Source organism: Polaromonas sp. P5_D5 (assembly GCF_054049435.1).
Genome location: NZ_JBFUMJ010000007.1, coordinates 1 through 15,886, shown reverse-complemented (window position 1 = coordinate 15,886; position 15,886 = coordinate 1). Strand labels below are relative to the sequence as shown.

General features: G+C 64.6%; 12 protein-coding genes. 2 read left to right on the top strand and 10 right to left on the bottom strand.

Annotated elements, in window-relative coordinates:
* Positions 1-217: 217 nt before the first annotated feature.
* The 8 genes from ACXJKE_RS20710 to ACXJKE_RS20675 all read right to left on the bottom strand — a co-directional run bounded on the left by ACXJKE_RS20710 (position 218) and on the right by ACXJKE_RS20675 (position 9,444).
* Positions 218-1,687 (bottom strand): N-acyl-D-amino-acid deacylase family protein, encoded by a 1,470-nt coding sequence (locus tag ACXJKE_RS20710; RefSeq protein ID WP_457282473.1) that lies wholly within the window; start codon positions 1,685-1,687, stop codon positions 218-220.
* Positions 1,684-2,595, bottom strand: a complete 912-nt coding sequence (locus ACXJKE_RS20705; RefSeq protein ID WP_457282472.1) for a MurR/RpiR family transcriptional regulator — start codon at positions 2,593-2,595, stop codon at positions 1,684-1,686. Before ACXJKE_RS20705 ends, ACXJKE_RS20710 begins: the two co-directional genes overlap by 4 nt.
* The gene (locus ACXJKE_RS20700) at positions 2,596-3,894 is read right to left on the bottom strand and encodes an amino acid deaminase (RefSeq protein WP_457282471.1); all 1,299 of its coding nucleotides are present in this window, start codon (positions 3,892-3,894) and stop codon (positions 2,596-2,598) included. It abuts the gene before it with no gap.
* The gene (locus ACXJKE_RS20695; protein ID WP_457282618.1) at positions 3,891-4,868 is read right to left on the bottom strand and encodes an ABC transporter ATP-binding protein; all 978 of its coding nucleotides are present in this window, start codon (positions 4,866-4,868) and stop codon (positions 3,891-3,893) included. Before ACXJKE_RS20695 ends, ACXJKE_RS20700 begins: the two co-directional genes overlap by 4 nt.
* 8 nt (positions 4,869-4,876) lie before the next feature.
* Entirely contained in the window at positions 4,877-5,908 is a 1,032-nt protein-coding gene (locus tag ACXJKE_RS20690) for an ABC transporter ATP-binding protein (RefSeq protein ID WP_457282470.1), read from the bottom strand.
* The gene (locus ACXJKE_RS20685; RefSeq protein WP_457282469.1) at positions 5,905-6,744 is read right to left on the bottom strand and encodes an ABC transporter permease; all 840 of its coding nucleotides are present in this window, start codon (positions 6,742-6,744) and stop codon (positions 5,905-5,907) included. The genes ACXJKE_RS20690 and ACXJKE_RS20685 overlap by 4 nt, the downstream gene beginning before the upstream one ends.
* A 1-nt stretch (position 6,745) precedes the next feature.
* The gene (locus tag ACXJKE_RS20680; protein WP_457282468.1) at positions 6,746-7,687 is read right to left on the bottom strand and encodes an ABC transporter permease; all 942 of its coding nucleotides are present in this window, start codon (positions 7,685-7,687) and stop codon (positions 6,746-6,748) included.
* Positions 7,688-7,887: 200 nt separating this feature from the next.
* Positions 7,888-9,444: an ABC transporter substrate-binding protein gene (locus ACXJKE_RS20675; RefSeq protein WP_457282467.1), complete on the bottom strand. Its 1,557-nt coding sequence runs from the start codon at positions 9,442-9,444 to the stop codon at positions 7,888-7,890.
* A gap of 148 nt (positions 9,445-9,592) precedes the next feature.
* Between ACXJKE_RS20675 and ACXJKE_RS20670 the strand changes: the two genes are divergently transcribed.
* Positions 9,593-9,982: a RidA family protein gene (locus ACXJKE_RS20670; RefSeq protein WP_457282466.1), complete on the top strand. Its 390-nt coding sequence runs from the start codon at positions 9,593-9,595 to the stop codon at positions 9,980-9,982.
* 694 nt (positions 9,983-10,676) lie between these two features.
* On the opposite strand, the gene ACXJKE_RS20665 is transcribed toward ACXJKE_RS20670, so the two are convergent.
* Together ACXJKE_RS20665 and ACXJKE_RS20660 are read right to left on the bottom strand one after the other, a co-directional pair.
* On the bottom strand, positions 10,677-12,545 hold the full coding sequence (locus tag ACXJKE_RS20665) for a M48 family metallopeptidase (RefSeq protein WP_457282465.1): 1,869 nt from the start codon (positions 12,543-12,545) through the stop codon (positions 10,677-10,679).
* Positions 12,546-12,647: 102 nt separating this feature from the next.
* Entirely contained in the window at positions 12,648-13,286 is a 639-nt protein-coding gene (locus ACXJKE_RS20660) for a 5-formyltetrahydrofolate cyclo-ligase (RefSeq protein ID WP_457282464.1), read from the bottom strand.
* A gap of 9 nt (positions 13,287-13,295) precedes the next feature.
* Between ACXJKE_RS20660 and ACXJKE_RS20655 the strand changes: the two genes are divergently transcribed.
* Positions 13,296-15,425: a transglycosylase SLT domain-containing protein gene (locus tag ACXJKE_RS20655; RefSeq protein WP_457282463.1), complete on the top strand. Its 2,130-nt coding sequence runs from the start codon at positions 13,296-13,298 to the stop codon at positions 15,423-15,425.
* Positions 15,426-15,886: the final 461 nt, after the last annotated feature.

Genomic DNA, 15,886 nt, shown 5'->3' with positions numbered 1-15,886 from the left:
CCACTTCGTGTGGGTCGCTGCCCCCCGAGGGGGTCGCCCGCCTGTGGCCCGGCAAAGCCGGTTCCACGGCTCATGCCGGGCTTAAGAGTTCATTGAGTACAGCGAGCGGGGCCCCATGCAAGCAGGGGCCGCGGGTCCGGCTTCGCCGGCCTCAGGCGCCGCCCCCTTGAGGAGGGAACAGGCTACACGCAGTGAGCCTGGACGGGGGTGTTTCTTATTACACATGCCGTTTCAACAAGCGCCCGGCGCGCGCCTGCACCCTGACGCTGGCCGCATCAGCAGCGCCGGCAACGTAGGCCAGTTCGCCGTTCACAAAGACTTTTTCAATGCCTTCCGACAGCGCGATGGGGTTTTCGTACGTTGCCACGTCGCACACTCGGGCTGGGTCCAGCACCACGACATCGGCGTACCAGCCCGGCTGCAACTGGCCGCGCTGGTGCAGGCGGAAGTTGCGCGCCGACAGGCCGGTCATCTTGTGGATCGCAGTCTCCAGCGAAAGCAGCTGCTGCTCGCGCCAGTAGCGCGCCAGCACCCGCGGGAAAGCACCCCACAGGCGCGGGTGCGGATGCTTGTCATGCGGCAGGCCGTCGGATCCGATCATGGAAAGCGGATGCGCAATGACGCGCCGCACATCATCCTCGTGCATCTGGAAATAGCAGGCACCGCCCGGCTGCAGGCGGCGGCAAACTGTTTTCTGGTCGACGCCCCACTCAGCGGCAATCGACGCCAGGGTGCGACCCATCATTTCCGGGTGCGGGGCCGACCAGCTCACCAGCACGTCAATAATGCCGTCGACCAGGTCTTCGCGCAGCACGGTCGAGCCGGCCACATAGGGATAGACATCCATTGCGATGTCCTGGCGCTGCGCCAGCGTGTCGATCAGCGGCAGTGTCTCCTGCGTGCGGCCCCAGTTGGCCGGGCCGGCGCATTTGTGATGCGAGATCACCAGCGGCACACCTGCCTCGAAGGCGCAGCCGGCGGCCTCGTGCATGGCCTCCAGGATGTCGGCCATCTCCGAGCGCATGTGGGTGGCGTAAATGCCGCCGTACCGCGCGACGACGCGCGCCAGCGCTGTCACCTCGGCGGCCGGTGCCGGCATGGCTTCGGCGTAAAAGAGGCCCGACGACAGTCCGATCGCGCCCTGGGCCATGCATTGCTCCAGCAGGGTGCACATGGCGGCCACTTCGTCGGCGGTGGCTGGCCGGTTGAGGTCGTCCACGCAGGCATAGCGCAGCGTGGTGTGGCCGATCAGCGGCGCTACATTGACGGCCGGCTGCGCTTCGGCTACGGCCTGTGCGTAGGCCTCCACCGAAGGGTATTTAAACGAATTTCCGAGCAGGGTGAGGGCGCCCTGCGGCTCCTTCACCACGAAGGGCGCGACCGACAGGCCGCAGTTGCCGGTGACCACCGTGGTGATGCCCTGCGACAGCTTGGGAAACATGCCGGGCGCGTTCAGCACGATAGCGTCGTCGTGGGTGTGCACGTCGACGAAGCCGGGCGCAATCACCAGGCCGCTGCAGTCGTACACCTGGACATCGGACAGAGACAGGCCATCCGGCAGGCCGCGGCGCAAGTCCGGGCCCATGGCCACAATCCGGTCGCCCGCCAGCAGAAGGTCACCTGGTCGTCCAGCCGCGCTGGTGCCGTCCACCAGCAAGCCGTTTTCCAGCAAGGTGGCGCGCGTCATCGTACTTTTCCCATGGTGAGCTTGGCGCCTTCGTCCCAGTCCAGCCGGGGATGGTGGTGCATGTCCACGCCGCGGGTTTCCAGCGTGCGCTGGATGTTGGCCAGCCGGTTCACGGCCTTGTCGCCCAGGCGCTGTGCCACCAGCACGGTGAGGATCTCGATCACCGTCAGGTGCGCCAGGTAAGCCTCGGGGCCCACCGGCATCACCGGGTCGGGCGCCACTTCCACGCCCAGCACGATGTCGGCCAGCGCCGCGAGCTGCGAGCCGGGCTGCGTCAGCGCGATGATGGTGGCGCCCTGCGAGCGTGCCACGTCCACCGCCTCCAGCAGCGAAGGCATGCCGCCGACGTGGGTGATGGCCATCACCACGCCGCGCGGGCCGATGGTGGCGGCCGAGATCAGCTGCAGGTGCGGGTCCAGGTAGCTGTTGGAGGCCACGCCCATGCGGTACAGCCGCGCCTGCAAGTCGGAAGCCATGAAGTTGGAGGTGACGCCGACGCCGTAGCAGTCCACCCGGGCGCCGTCGACGATGGCGTCGGCCGCCGCCTGCACTGCCTCGACATTGAGCTGAGCCTGCACGCTGTTGATCACCGTGGTGGCGCCGCGCGTCACCTTGGCGATGACCTGTCGGGTGTCGTCATCGATGCGCACGCGCCGGTTCAGTGGCGAGCCGCCCACCGCCAGCTCTTGCGCCAGCGCCAGCTTGAACTCGCGCAGTCCAGGGTAGCCCAGGTCGCGGCAGGTGCGCATGATGGTGGGGACCGAGCTGTTGGCGCGCTGGGCCAGGGTCTCGAAGGTTTCGTCCAGCACGCGCTGCGGGTCTTCCAGGATCAGGGCCAGCACGGTGCGCCGCGCGGCGGGCGCGCGGTCCATGATCTCGGCAATTTTTTCAAGAACGCGTGGGGTCATTTAAAAGCAGGTGACGATGGCGTCACACACGTTGTTTTGTTCGTCCACCACCGGCATCCAGCGCCATTTATCAAAGGTGGTGCAGGGGTGGGAGATGCCCAGCGCGACCAGGTCGCCCACGCGCAGGGCCTGGTGTTCCGGGCCGCTGCCGGCCGGGGTCGCGTGGCGGAGGTAGGCGTGCTGGTCGTTCAGGCCGGCGATTTTCCAGTCGGCCGGCGCCGGCGTCATGGCGGTCTCGCCTGCCCGGCACACGCCCAGGGGCACGGGAAGCTCCAGGTCGTAGGAGATGTCGCGCTTGCCCACCGCGAGAATGGCCAGGCCCGGCTCGGGGCAGGATTGCACCGCCGCCCACACCTGCATCGCCGCGTGCAAGCCATGGCCGCAGCCCATGCGCGCGGCGACTGTATTCATGAAGCGGTGGTAGGTGCCATGGTCGTGCGTCACATAGCAGCCCGAACGCAGCAGGCCCTGCACGGGCCGCGAGAGTTTCATCTTCAGGTGTTCGGCCACCAGATCGAAGATGGCGGAGCCGCCGGCCGTGAGGAGGATTTCATCCGTTTCGAACAACTGCTGCTCGTCGCAGGCTTGGGCGATGTCGCGCACACGTTGCATCAGCGCATTGGCGTAGGCCGTGTCAGCGTCCGACTGGCCGGTGGCGCCCAGACCCTCGTAGCATTCGATGCCGACCAGCCGCGTGGCCGTGCCGCTGCGCAGGCGCTTGGCCAATGCGAGCGCCTGCTCGTGGTTGCGGCAGCCGGTGCGGCCGCCGTCCACGCCGATCTCCAGCAGCACGTCGAAAGGCTCAGCGTGTGCATTCACCGCATGCCAGGCTTCAATGAGTTCTGCCTGCGCCAGGGAATCCACCAGAAAAGCCACGCTCAGCCCGGCATTGGCACGCTTGAGGTCGGCTATGCCCTGCAGGTCCACCGACTGGAACACCTGGTTGGCGATCAGGCAGCGCTTCGCACCGGCCGTCACGCCCGCGCGCAGCTGCGTCACGGTGGCGAAGGTCAGGCCCCAGGCGCCGGCATCGAGCTGGCGCCGGAACAGCTGCGGCGACATGGTGGTCTTGCCGTGCGGAGCCAGGCCCACGCCGTGGCTGCCGGCGAAACCCTGCATCCATTGCAGGTTGCCGGCCAGGGCGTCCCGACGGATCACGGCCAGCGGCAACGGCAGGTCGCCGCGCAGCACGTTCCAGCCCTGGGTGCCGACGGCCGAGCGGCGCAGCGGCGGGCTGTGGTGCGGAAAGCCCTTCCAGGAGGCGTCGAGCAGGGGGTCGAGAATGTCTTGCAGTGTCATGGTGTCGTCAATGATTCGATGTCGTCTCGGATGCAGGCTTTGAGGCGGCCGCCGCCCATGTCGCGCGGCTCCGGCCGCGTCTCGGCACAGGCGTCAATGGCATGCGGGCAGCGTGTGCGAAATACGCAGCCCGAAGGCGGGTTGAGCGGGCTGGGCATGTCGCCTTTCAAGGGCACATGCACCATCTTCAATGCCGGGTCGGGCTTGGGCGAAGCGGCCAGCAGGGCCTGGGTATAGGGATGCAGCGGCCGCGCGAACAGCTGCGCCGTCGGCGCCACTTCCATCACCCGGCCCAGGTACAGCACAACCACCCGGTCGCACAGGTATTCCACCACATCCAGGTCATGCGAGATGAACAGCATGGTCAGCTTCAGGCTATCGCGCAGGTCGCACAGCAGGTTGACCACCTGCGCCTGGATGGACACGTCCAGTGCAGAGAGCGGCTCGTCGGCCACGATGAATTCGGGCTGCACCGAGAGGGCCCGCGCCACGCCGATACGCTGGCGCTGGCCGCCGGAAAACTCGTGCGGGTAACGCGCCGCGTGCTCGGGCGGTAGCCCCACCAGCTGCAACAGCTCGGCGATACGCTGCGCAGTCGCCTCCTTGCCTTTGGCCAGGCCGTGCACCTGCAACGCCTCGCCCAGGATGTCGCGTACCCGCATCTTGGGGTTCAGGCTGGCGTACGGGTCCTGGAAGATCATCTGCAGCTTGCTGCGCAGCGCGCGCATGCGGCCGCTCGATGCTGCGCCCAGGTCCTCGCCGCGGTAGCTCACTGTGCCGCCGGTGCTGTCGACCAGGCGCAGCAGGGCGCGGCCAATGGTGCTCTTGCCCGAGCCCGATTCGCCCACAAGACCCAGTGTCTCGCCGGGATGGATCACGAAGGACACATCGTCCACCGCGCGTACCGGCCGCACGGAGGAACCGAAGAATTTCTGCAGGTTGCGCACCTCGATCAGAGGTGTGACGGCAGGCATCTGTGTGCTCATGCGGCCTCCGGCACCAGGATGCAGCGGGCGCTGCCGCCGGCTTCGTCGTTGCGCAACGCCGGCATGGCGTCGCGGCAGGCCGCGATGGCCTTGTCACAGCGCGGCTCGAAGGCGCAGCCCGGTGGCGGCGCCAGCGGGCTGGAGACCTGGCCGCGGATGGCGTAGAGCCGGCGCTTGCCTCCCGCCGCATGCGGGCCCTCGCCGTCCCCTGCCGGCGCCCGCCCGCGCTGCTGCGCCGGCAGGCAGGCCAGCAGGCCCTGCGTGTAAGGATGCTGTGGCCGTGCGAACAGGTCGTTGACGGGCGCGGCCTCCACGATGCGGCCGGCGTACATCACAGCCACGTCGTCGGCATGGTGGGCCACCACGCCCAGGTTGTGGGTGATGAACAGGATGCTCATGCCGGTCTCAGCCTGCAGCCTGCGCATCAGCGCCAGGATCTGAGCCTGGATGGTCACGTCCAACGCGGTGGTGGGCTCGTCGGCGATCAGCAGCGTCGGGTCGCAGGCCATGGCCAGCGCGATCATCACCCGCTGGCGCATGCCGCCGGAGAGTTGGTGCGGGTATTCATGCAGGCGCTGGGCAGCCGCCGGGATCTCCACCAGTTCCAGCATGCGCAGGGCCTGGGCCAGGGCGGCCGCATGGCCCAGGCCCTTGTGCAGGCGGAGCGTCTCGGCCACCTGCTCGCCCACGGTGAAAACCGGGTTCAGGCTGGTCATCGGCTCCTGGAAGATCATCGCCACCTCGTTGCCGCGGATGGCGCGCATGCGCGGCTCGGGCAGCGTCAACAAGTCCAGTGTCTCGCCGGCGCGGTTGACGAACAGGGCCTGGCCGCTGACCTGTGTCGAAGCGGTTCGCGGTAGCAGGCGCATCAGCGTCAGGCTGGTGACCGATTTGCCCGAGCCCGATTCGCCGACGAGGGCCGTGGTCTTGCCGGCACGGATGTTGAAGCTCACGTCGGCGACGGAGCGGATCAGGCCTTCGTCGGTGTCGAAGAAGGTGGAAAGGTGGCGTACTTCAAGACGGTTCACATCGATTTCCGCAGGCGCGGATCCAGCAGGTCGCGGATGCCGTCGCCCAGCAATTGGAGCGACAGCGCGGTAAGGATGATGGCCAGGCCCGGGAACAACACGATCCACAGCGCCTGGTGGGCGTATTGCTGGCTGCCGGCGACCATGGTGCCCCAGGTCGGGATTTCGGGCGGCACACCCACCCCCAGGAAAGACAGCGCGGCTTCCGCCAGGATGGCATAGGCGAAGATGAAGGAAGCCTGCACCAGGATCGGCGACATCAGGTTGGGCAGCACATGGCGCCAGAGGATGCGCACGGTGGAGACCCCGACGGCGCGCGCCGCTTCCACAAAGAGCAGCTCGCGCACCACCAGCGTCGAGGCGCGCACCACCCGCGCCACGCGAGGCGTGTAGACCAGCACCAGGGCCAGCACCACGTTCAGCATCGAGGGGCCGAGGATACCGACCAGGGCGATGGCCAGCAGGATGTCGGGAAACGACATCATCGCGTCCACCACCCGCATGACGGGCGCGTCAAGCCGTCGAAAGAAGCCTGCGACCAGGCCAAACAAGGTGCCGGCCACCACCGAACCCAGCGCCGTCAGCAGCGCGATGGTCAGGGAATATCGGCCGCCGAAGGCGATGCGGGCAAACAGGTCGCGGCCCAGTTCGTCGGTGCCGAACAGGTGGCTGGAAGAGGGTTGCGCCAGGCGCTGGCTCACGGCGGTCTCGTTTGGATCCAGCCCGCTCAGGGGGCCGGCGAAGAGTGATACCAGTACCACCACAACCAGCGCGATGGCCGCGGCCAGCACGATGCGGCGGCGAAACAGCTTGCGCAAAATAAGAGGAAACTGCATGTCAATACTTCACACGAGGGTCAACGACCGTGTAGAGCAGGTCGATGGCGAAATTGATCACCACGTAGATCACAGCCACCACCAGCAGCGCACCCTGGATCACCGGGTAGTCGCGCCGGATCACCGCGCTCACCACCAGGTTGCCCACGCCGGGTAAGCCGAACACCGTCTCGGTGACCACCGCGCCGCCTATCATCAGCGCCACTGTCAGGCCGAGCACGGTAACGATAGGCACCAGCGCATTGCGCAGCGCATGCTTGAGCACCACCACGTTTTCCGAAAGTCCTTTGGCCCGGGCAGTGCGCACGTAGTCCTCGCCCAGCACATCCAGCATGGAGGCGCGGGTGAAGCGGATGATCAGCGCCGAATTGAGCACGCCCAGCACCGTGGCCGGCAGCACCAGGCAGTGGATGCGGGCCGCCAGCGAGGCGCCCGGCTCGCCATAGCCCGAGACCGGAAACCAGCCCAGCGAGACTGCGAAGATCTGCATCAGCACCAGGCCGAACCAGAAGCTGGGGATGCTGGCGCCCAGCATGGCAAAACCGGTGAAGGCCTGGTCGACGGCCCTGCCGCGATACACGGCCGAGACGATGCCGCAGGGCACGCCGATCAGCGCGGCAATGGCAATCGCCATCAGCGAGAGCAGGGTCGTGGGCTCGGCCCGCTCCCACAGCGCCTGGGTCACCGGGCGCTGCAGAAAGATCGATTCACCCAGGTTGCCGCGCGCCAGCTCGCGGACCCACAGGCCGAACTGCACCGGCAGGGGCTTGTCCAGGCCATAGACCTTCTGCACGCGCGCGATGTCCTCGGCCGTAGCCTGGTCGCCCAGCAGCACGGCGATCGGGTCACCCGGGGCGGCGCGCGTGAGAATAAAAACCAGCACTGCCACGATGGCCATGACCACCAGCATGCCGCCCAGCCGGGACAGGAGGTACCGTGTCATGACATTGCTCTATTCATAAAGGGGGAAATCTCTTTATCCATCCAAGGGCGTCCTGTCAGCAGCACTAAACCCGGTCCGAGACGAAACGAAACAAGCCAGTCAAGTCGCGGAACCGGCTTTGCCGGACCGCAGGCGGGCGGCCCCCATACGTGAGGAAAGGGGCAGCGCGCCGCAGGCTCGCAGTGGGGGAGCGTGGGGGCTCAACTCTTCAGGCTGGTATTCCAGAAGAACGGGTAGGTGTAGGGGGTGTAGCCCTGCAGCGCAGGGGCACGCGCCGACAGGCTGGCGAACTTGCCCACCTGGATGTAAGGCACCTCGTCATAGACCACCTGCTGCACCTTGCCCCACAGCGCGCCGCGCTTGGCAGGGTTCGACTCCTGGTTCAGCGCGGTCAACGCCTCGGCCTTGGCGGGCGAGCTCCACCAGCCCGGCGCGCCGTCGCCCAGTTGCGGCGGCGAAAGCATGGGTTCGGGAAACAGGCCCGAATGGGTGATGTAGATGTCCCACAGCTTGGGGTCGGCGCGGCGCTGCAGCAGCGTTGCCCACTCGACCACGTTGAGCTCGGCCTTGAAGCCGGCACGCTTGAGCTGCTCGGCCATGATCAATGCCATGTTGTAGTGAAAGTCATACTGCCGGCTGGTCAGGATGCGCACCGGCTCGCCCTTGTAGCCGGCCTGCTCGGCCTGGCTCTTGGCCTTCTTGGCATCGCGCTCGTTATAGGCTGCGGTACCGGCGGTGGAATAAAAAGGCGTGCCTTTGGGAAAGTGGTTGCCTTCAGCGATGAAAAAGCGCGTGTCGCCAAAGCCCGCCGCCAGCATCTCGCCCTCACCCAGCGCGGTCTGCACCGCCTTGCGTACAGGCTGCCGTGCCAGCGAGCCTTCCTTGGTATTGAACACCAGGTAAGGAAAGCCGAACGAGGGCGTCATGATGGGCACGACCTTGCCGCCGGCTTTTTCCAGCCGCGGCAGCGCCTCAATCGGCAGCAGATCGGCGTAGTGGAACTGGCCGGCCAGCGCACCCTCCACCCGCGTGTTGGCATTGGGCACCGGTACGAAGCGCAGTTCCTCCACCACGGCCACCCGCTTGCCGCCGTAGCCGCTGGCAGCTTCATTGCGCGCGGTGTAGCCATCGAAGCGGGTGAGCAGCACATACTGGTCGGGCTTGCGCTCCTTGAACTTGTAGGGCCCCGTGCCCACGTATTCGCGCAGCGGTTGGGCCAGCGATTCCTTGGCCATGATGGCCGCCATGCCCGAGGCCATCGCCAGCTGCGAGAGCAGCGGCGCATAGGCGTTCTTCAGGCTGATCTCCACACCGTGCGGGCCCTTGGCCGACAGGTCGGCCACCTGCACCGCCACCGACTTGCCACGCGGCGAGACTTCCATCCAGCGTTTCAGGCTGGCCACCACATCGTCGGCATGAAGCTCGCGCCCGCTGTGCAGCATCACGCCCTTGCGCAGTGCGATGCTGTAGAGCTTGCCGTCCGCCGATATCTTGGGCATCGCCTCGGCCAGCATCGGCACCAGGGCCGCCTTGGCGTCGAAGGTGAACAACGGCTCGTAGACGTGCTGCATGATGATGCAGACCAGGTCGGCCGGGGTCGACTGGATGTCCAGCGTCGGCGGCTCAGCCACCATGGCCAGGTTCAGGGCTGACTTCCCCGTCTGCGCGGCGGCCGGACCGAAGCCGGCGCCGGCCGCACCCAGGGCCAACAGGGAAGACAAGGCAGTGCGGCGGTGCATGCGAATTCCACGGATCATGACAACTCCTGATTGAAGTTAAATTTCAAAAGTGAAGATTAATTGATCTGAAGATGATCATTTTCAGGATAAACCCGAGTATTTGCGCATAATCATGAAAATATATTTCAGAATTTGCCACAAAAGAGACTAGAAAAAGGAGTTCTTCATGCCTCTGGAACATTTCGGAAATCCTCCGCTGGCCTCCGACCGCCAGCCCCGCCCGTTCTCACCCGCTGTGCGCGCCGGTGACTTCATCTATGTCTCCGGCCAGGTGCCGGCCAATGAAAACGGCGAGATCGTGACCGGCGGGATAGAGGTGCAGACCCACCAGGTGATGAAGAACCTGCAGGCGGTGCTGGCCCTGGCCGGTTGCACGCTGGACGACGTCTGCAAGAGCACTGTTTGGCTGCAGGACGCGCGCGACTTCGGCAGTTTCAACCGCATCTACATGGGCTATTTCGGTGATAAGAAGCCAGCCCGTTCGACGACCGAGGCGCGGTTGATGGTGGATGCGCGGGTGGAGATTGATGTTGTGGCTTACAAGCCCAAGGGCTAGGCCCGGTTTGCTCCGGCGGGGCGCCCTCCTCTGAATCCTGCTGGCCGGGGGTTGCCCGGCATGCAACTCACTTTTCTTTGCTTCGCCAAAGAAAAGTAAGCAAAAGAAAGGCGACCCTGGTTCCTGCGTCCCTGCGCTTCGCTACGGGCAGCCTGCGGTGCTCGGTCCAGCCGGGGTCAAAAACAACTCGCTTCGCTCAAACAAGTTTTTGCCCTGATCCGTCTGGCCCTGCGCTCCTCGGCGCATCCACAAGGGGGAGGGAGAGGAATACCGAACACCTGAGGAAACAAGGACACGCCATGGCGTGTCCTTGTTGGTTTTGGTATTGGAGTTGGTATTTGTCTTCGGTCCCCGCTCCCGCCAGCCCCTTCTGTCTGCGCCGAGGAGCACAGGTTCAGGCGGATCAGGGATCGCGATTGTCTGAGCGAAGTGCAACGTAGCGAGTTCGAGCGAGACCCCGCCTGAACCGAGCACCGCAGGTTGCCCCGCAGCGAAGCGCAGGGGTCGCAGACAGCAGGGTCGCCTTTTGGTATTCGCATAACTTCGCTTTGCGAAGTGAGCGAATCCCCACTACGTGACCTTTGGTGACTTTCTTTTGGCGAAGCAAAAGAAAGTTACTTGCCGCCGGGCAACCCCCGGCCAGCAAACCTTAGACGAGCGCGCAAGCCGGAGCAAGAACCGGCCCGATGAAAACCTACCCCGCCAGCTGCTTCCGCATCACCTCATGCCGGTGCCGGTAAGTCCCCAGCACCTCTTTGAACTGCTCCCGCTGCGCACTGATGCCGGGCAGTTTTACCTTGGTTGTCTTGGCACCCAACAGGCCTTTTTCAGTCAAGGTAACCGTGAGGACATCGCCGCCAAAACCGTTTTCATAGCCAAGGTTCTGGATGTCATCCCACGAGAGTTCATCGGGCTTGCCGGGCAGCTGCAGGCCGCTGTATGTCACACCGACAGAGAGAGTGCCCTTGAGCTGAAACAGCACAGGAGGAAAGTAGCGCAGCACCAGCGCCTGCTCCATGTCATTGTCCGGCCCATAGCGGTAAGCGAGGGTACGTTCATGGTCAGCGGCAAAACCCTGCTCGTAGGCCGACCACAGTCGTTGCTCAATCTGCGGCGCGGTCTGTATGTCGTCAGCCCAGTTGCGCGATGGTGGATCAGTCACGATGGCGCCGAAGGCGTCGGGCTTGACCAGGTGACGCACGTTTTTCATGCGATCCAGCATGGCCGGATGCGAATCAAACGGATGAGGCACGCTGGCTGTTCCCATGGCCTTCACGAATTTGGTAGAGGCGGCGTAGGGTGCCAGGCCCGAGGCCACAAACTGCGCAATGCCGAGTTGCTGGCCGTGCTGCCGGTCGTGCTCGAACAGTTCACGCTCGATTTCCGACCGGTAGCTCGCGTAGGCGGTAATCTTGATCAGCGATTCCACAATGGCCTGCGGCGAAACCAGCTTCGCGGCGGCGCGGTCGGCCTTGAATTCGCGCTCGCGGCTGTCACGCATCAGCGCGAACTCAAAGATCACCCGGTACAGGTACATCAGGTGATAGACCGCCACCGTCAGGCCGCCGCCACGCATCAGGCCGAGGTAGTGGTCGTACTGCACAAGCTTGGGCCCAAGCCGGGCGCTGCTGGCGGCATCGCCACCGCGAAAATGCGCGAGCTCATGGCCCAGCACGGCATCGGCCTGGGCGCGATCCAGCAGCCGCAGCAGCGGAAGGCTGACAAACAGCGTGCGGCCGGTGAGCGCCTGGCCGGCCACGGTGAGCGGCGCTTCGGTGACAAAAAAATTGGTGTCGATGCCCGCCACGATCTGTTTGGGCGGTGCGGTCTTCAGGCGTGCGGCCAGGGCGCGGGTGTTGGCCCACAGGCCCGGCGCGTCGCCATCGCTGACCAGTTCCCCGTCAATGGTGTTTGCCATGGCGGGGCGCCGCAGCAGTCCGGCAATGGCAAAGAACACCGCGACAGCCACCACAAAGCCGATCAGCGCGATCAGCTTGATGTAATACACGTGAAAGAAGAATGCCGTCACCCAAAAGGACAGCCAGACAAGCATGGTGCCCTGCACCAGCATTTGCGCCGCGCTGGCCAGGCTCAGCAGGCGCCAGCCGGTCACAAAACTCAGGTATTGGGCCTTCCGGTTCCAGAAAGCCACAGCGCCCAGCAGTAGTTCCACCAGCAAGATGGCCACACCGCCGGCAATCGTCCATTTGGCGATGACATGCGCTGCGTAAAACTGCCAGACTTCGGAGAACGGCTCGCAGAACATGTCCCTGTCCTGCACGAGGTCGGCGTTGGCGTCGGCGCATATACGGGAGACCGGGTTGTCACGGTAAAACTTCTTGGTTTGCGCCTTGCTTTCGGCGGACATGCTCGAGTCCTGGTCGACCTGCCGCTCTATCGACTGGATGATGGTGCGGTCGAGTTGCTGCTGTGCATGCCTGGCAAACAACAGGGTTGAACCCGGAACCAGAAACAGCGTCACCAGCGCGAGGGCCAGAACTTTCAGCAGGTCCTTCCTGATCCTGCTGCTGACCGTATTGCTGTCTTCTCCACTGCCTGCCATGCTCCGCTCCCTGTTTTTTTAGTCATTAACCGCTTTGCTCGAGTGGCTAATATACCGGCCCTTCTCACCCGCGAAGCCGGGAGGCTGTCGGGCGCCTGACGGTCACACCGGCCAGACCACGCCCTTGTCGTTCAGGATGGCATCGAGCGGAATGTCGTGCGGCTCGGGCTCCATGTCGGGCAGCCAGCCCTGGGTATAGCCCAGGCCCACTGTGAAGGGCCGTGGCTGCAGCGTGGCCAGCGTGCGGTCGTAAAAGCCCCCGCCATAGCCCAGCCGATAGCCCCCGGGCCCGTAACCTACGCAGGGCACGAACAGCAGGGTGGGAATAATCACCTCTGTATCTTTTGGTTTCGGAATGCCGTAGGCGTCTTCTTCCATGGGGCAGCCCGGGTACCAGGCATGGAAAGTCAATGTCTTGTGCAGCTTGTTGACCACCGGCAGACCGATCTTGCGCGGCGATCGCGCCGCTATGCTTTCAGTAGCTAGTTGCGCACGTTCCACTTGGTCCAGTGCCGGATTTGATGACGAATCCTGGCTCAAAATGGCATCCTCCTGCCAGCGGTACAGCGCAGGCAGCGGATCGAACTCGCCCTTGATGGGCCAATACGCACCAATCACCTCGTGCGTGGAACCTACCAGCCAGATGCGCATCACACGCTGCAGCAGGTCAGCCCGCACCAGGCGGTCAGGCATGTTCAGTCGCGCTTCCACCAGCGCCTTGCGTGTGCTTAATTTGTCCATAATGTCCCGATGCTATACAAATTTCTTAACGGCCCGGTACGTGCGGCCGCCCTGCCTGCCATTTTTTCCGCAATTGCCTCCCTGACGCTGCTCGTCCCTGCAACCGCCCAAACCACCCTTCCCGCAAGCGCCAGTGCAGCTGACAACGTGATTGTGGAGATGAACAAGGCTTTCAAACGCGGCGATAAGGGCCGGCTGGCACAACTGCTGCCCCAGGCCCGGGGCCATGCGCTCGAACCCTGGGCCGCCTACTGGGAGCTCAAAGCCCGCCTGGGCGAAGCCAGCGCACAAGAGATGCAGGACTTTTTCGGACGCTACGCCGGCACCTACCAGGAAGACCGCCTGCGCAATGACTGGCTGCTGCTGCTGGGCCAGCGCCGCGACTGGGCCGGCTTTGCCGCTGAATACCCTAACTACCGTATGAACGACGACAAGGAGGTGCGTTGCTACGCGCTGCTGGTCGAACACCTCAAAAATCCGGCGGCTGATGCGCGCCTGGCCGACGAGGTGAAGAAGAACTGGTACGCGCAACGCGAGGCAGACGACGGTTGCAACTCGGCCGCCGAGCGGCTGGTCGGCACCAAAAACCTCACACCGCAGGACGCGTGGATCAAGGCCCGCCTGGCCACTGAAGCCAACCGGCCCCGGGCAGCGACAGGCGCCGTGCAGATCGTTGCCCCCGATGCCGTTGGCATGGTCAATGAACTGAACGCCAGCCCCATCAGGTTCCTGGCGGGCAAACACCTCGCGCTCAGCAAGGCGCGGCGCGAAATCGTCACGCTGGCGCTGATCAAGATGGCGATCAGCGACACGGACGGAGCGGCATCCCAGATGGAAAACAAATGGGGCATGCAGCTGAACACGGAAGAGCGCAACTGGGTCTGGGGCGTGATCGGCAGGCAGGCCGCCACACGCCTGGGCGCCACGCCGGCCGGTGACGCACTGCAATACTTTGCCAAGGTCACCAAGGACACCGACCTCACCGACGACATGCTGGGCTGGAAAGTCCGGGCCGCATTGCGCGCGGGCACACAGCCCAACTGGACGCTGGTGCTGGCAGCGGTCAACGCCATGAGCGACGACGCGCGCAAGGACCCCACCTGGAGCTACTGGAAAGCGCGTGCGCTGCTGGCCACCGCGCCGCCCGACGTGGCGCCCAAAGGCCCGATCGTCGTCGCGACCACACCCGGCGTGACGCAAACCATCAGCACCGGCATCACCATTGCGCCGCAGCGGGCCGAGGCCCTGGCCTTGCTGCAGTCCTTTGCATCGGCCCGTGGTTTTTACGAGCAGCTCGCGCTGGAAGAGCTGGACCAGAAGATCACGGTGCCGGCCAGGCCAGCGCCGCTGACGGCCGAGGAAAAAGAAACTGCACGGCTGAACCCGGGCTTGAACCGCGCCGCTTATGCCATCGCCATCGGCCTGCGCCCCGAAGGCACGCGCGAATGGAACTACAGCACCAACCTGCACAAGCGCGGCGGCATGGCTGACCGCGACCTGCTGGCAGCCGCCCAGTTCGCCTGCGACCGGCAGATCTGGGACCGCTGCATCAACACCAGTGAGCGCACCAAAGGCGAGATCGATTTCGAGCAACGCTTCCCGATGCCGTTTCGCGAAACGGTGACCAAACGCAGCCAGTCCATCAACCTGGACCCGGCCTATGTGTATGGCCTGATCCGCCAGGAAAGCCGCTTCATCATGGACGCCCGCTCCGGCGTGGGCGCTTCCGGCCTGATGCAGGTCATGCCGGCGACGGCACGCTGGACCGCCAAAAAAATCGGCCTGGAAGGTTTCACGCAAGAGCAGCTCAATGACCGCGACACCAACATCGCGATCGGCACGGCCTACCTCAAGTTCGCACTGGACGACTTCAACGGCTCCATGCCCATGGCCGCAGCCGCCTACAACGCCGGCCCCGGCCGTCCGCGCACCTGGCGCAACGGCCCGGTGCTGGACGCGGCGATCTGGGCCGAAAGCATTCCTTTCAGCGAGACACGCGACTACGTGAAAAAAGTGCTGTCCAACACCACCAACTACGCGGCCATCCTGACGGGGCGGCCGCAGTCGCTGAAAGCCCGGCTTAGCACCGTGGGGCCGAGGGATGCGGCGCAGCCGGAACCTTATAAAGATTTGCCTTGAAGTCCTTTAGGGTTGGGCGCGAACAGCTATTGAATTGATAGCGGTTTTTAGGCTCGTCATTGACGGCGCGCTCTTTGCTGAGGGTCGCTGGCCGGGGGTTGCCCGGCATGCAAGTAACTTTCTTTTGCGTCGCCAAAAGAAAGTCACCAAAGAAAAGGCGACCCTGGTTCCTGCGTCCCCTGCGCTTCGCTCCGGGGCAACCTGTGGTGCTCGGTCCAGCCGGGGTCAAAAACAACTCGCTTCGCTCAAACAAGTTTTTGCCCTGATCCGTCTGAACCTGCGCTCCTCGGCGCATCCACAAGGGCCAATCGGGAGCAGGGACAAATACAAAAAACCAAATCCAATACCAACCAGGACTCGCCATGGCGAGTCCTGGTTTCTTCTGGTATTCCGGGTTTTGTCTTCGGTTGTTTGGTATTCCTGCCTCCACCCCCTTCTGTCTGCGCCGAGGAGCGCAGGTT

Bases quoted from the DNA above. Each gene is read 5' to 3' on its own strand.
- ACXJKE_RS20695 (WP_457282618.1), bottom strand. From the start codon at position 4,868: ATGCCTGCCGTCACACCTCTGATCGAGGTGCGCAACCTGCAGAAATTC.
- ACXJKE_RS20655 (WP_457282463.1), top strand. From the start codon at position 13,296: ATGCTATACAAATTTCTTAACGGCCCGGTACGTGCGGCCGCCCTGCCT.
- ACXJKE_RS20660 (WP_457282464.1), bottom strand. From the start codon at position 13,286: ATGGACAAATTAAGCACACGCAAGGCGCTGGTGGAAGCGCGACTGAAC.
- ACXJKE_RS20675 (WP_457282467.1), bottom strand. From the start codon at position 9,444: ATGATCCGTGGAATTCGCATGCACCGCCGCACTGCCTTGTCTTCCCTG.
- ACXJKE_RS20665 (WP_457282465.1), bottom strand. From the start codon at position 12,545: ATGGCAGGCAGTGGAGAAGACAGCAATACGGTCAGCAGCAGGATCAGG.
- ACXJKE_RS20680 (WP_457282468.1), bottom strand. From the start codon at position 7,687: ATGACACGGTACCTCCTGTCCCGGCTGGGCGGCATGCTGGTGGTCATG.
- ACXJKE_RS20710 (WP_457282473.1), bottom strand. From the start codon at position 1,687: ATGACGCGCGCCACCTTGCTGGAAAACGGCTTGCTGGTGGACGGCACC.
- ACXJKE_RS20705 (WP_457282472.1), bottom strand. From the start codon at position 2,595: ATGACCCCACGCGTTCTTGAAAAAATTGCCGAGATCATGGACCGCGCG.
- ACXJKE_RS20670 (WP_457282466.1), top strand. From the start codon at position 9,593: ATGCCTCTGGAACATTTCGGAAATCCTCCGCTGGCCTCCGACCGCCAG.
- ACXJKE_RS20700 (WP_457282471.1), bottom strand. From the start codon at position 3,894: ATGACACTGCAAGACATTCTCGACCCCCTGCTCGACGCCTCCTGGAAG.
- ACXJKE_RS20685 (WP_457282469.1), bottom strand. From the start codon at position 6,744: ATGCAGTTTCCTCTTATTTTGCGCAAGCTGTTTCGCCGCCGCATCGTG.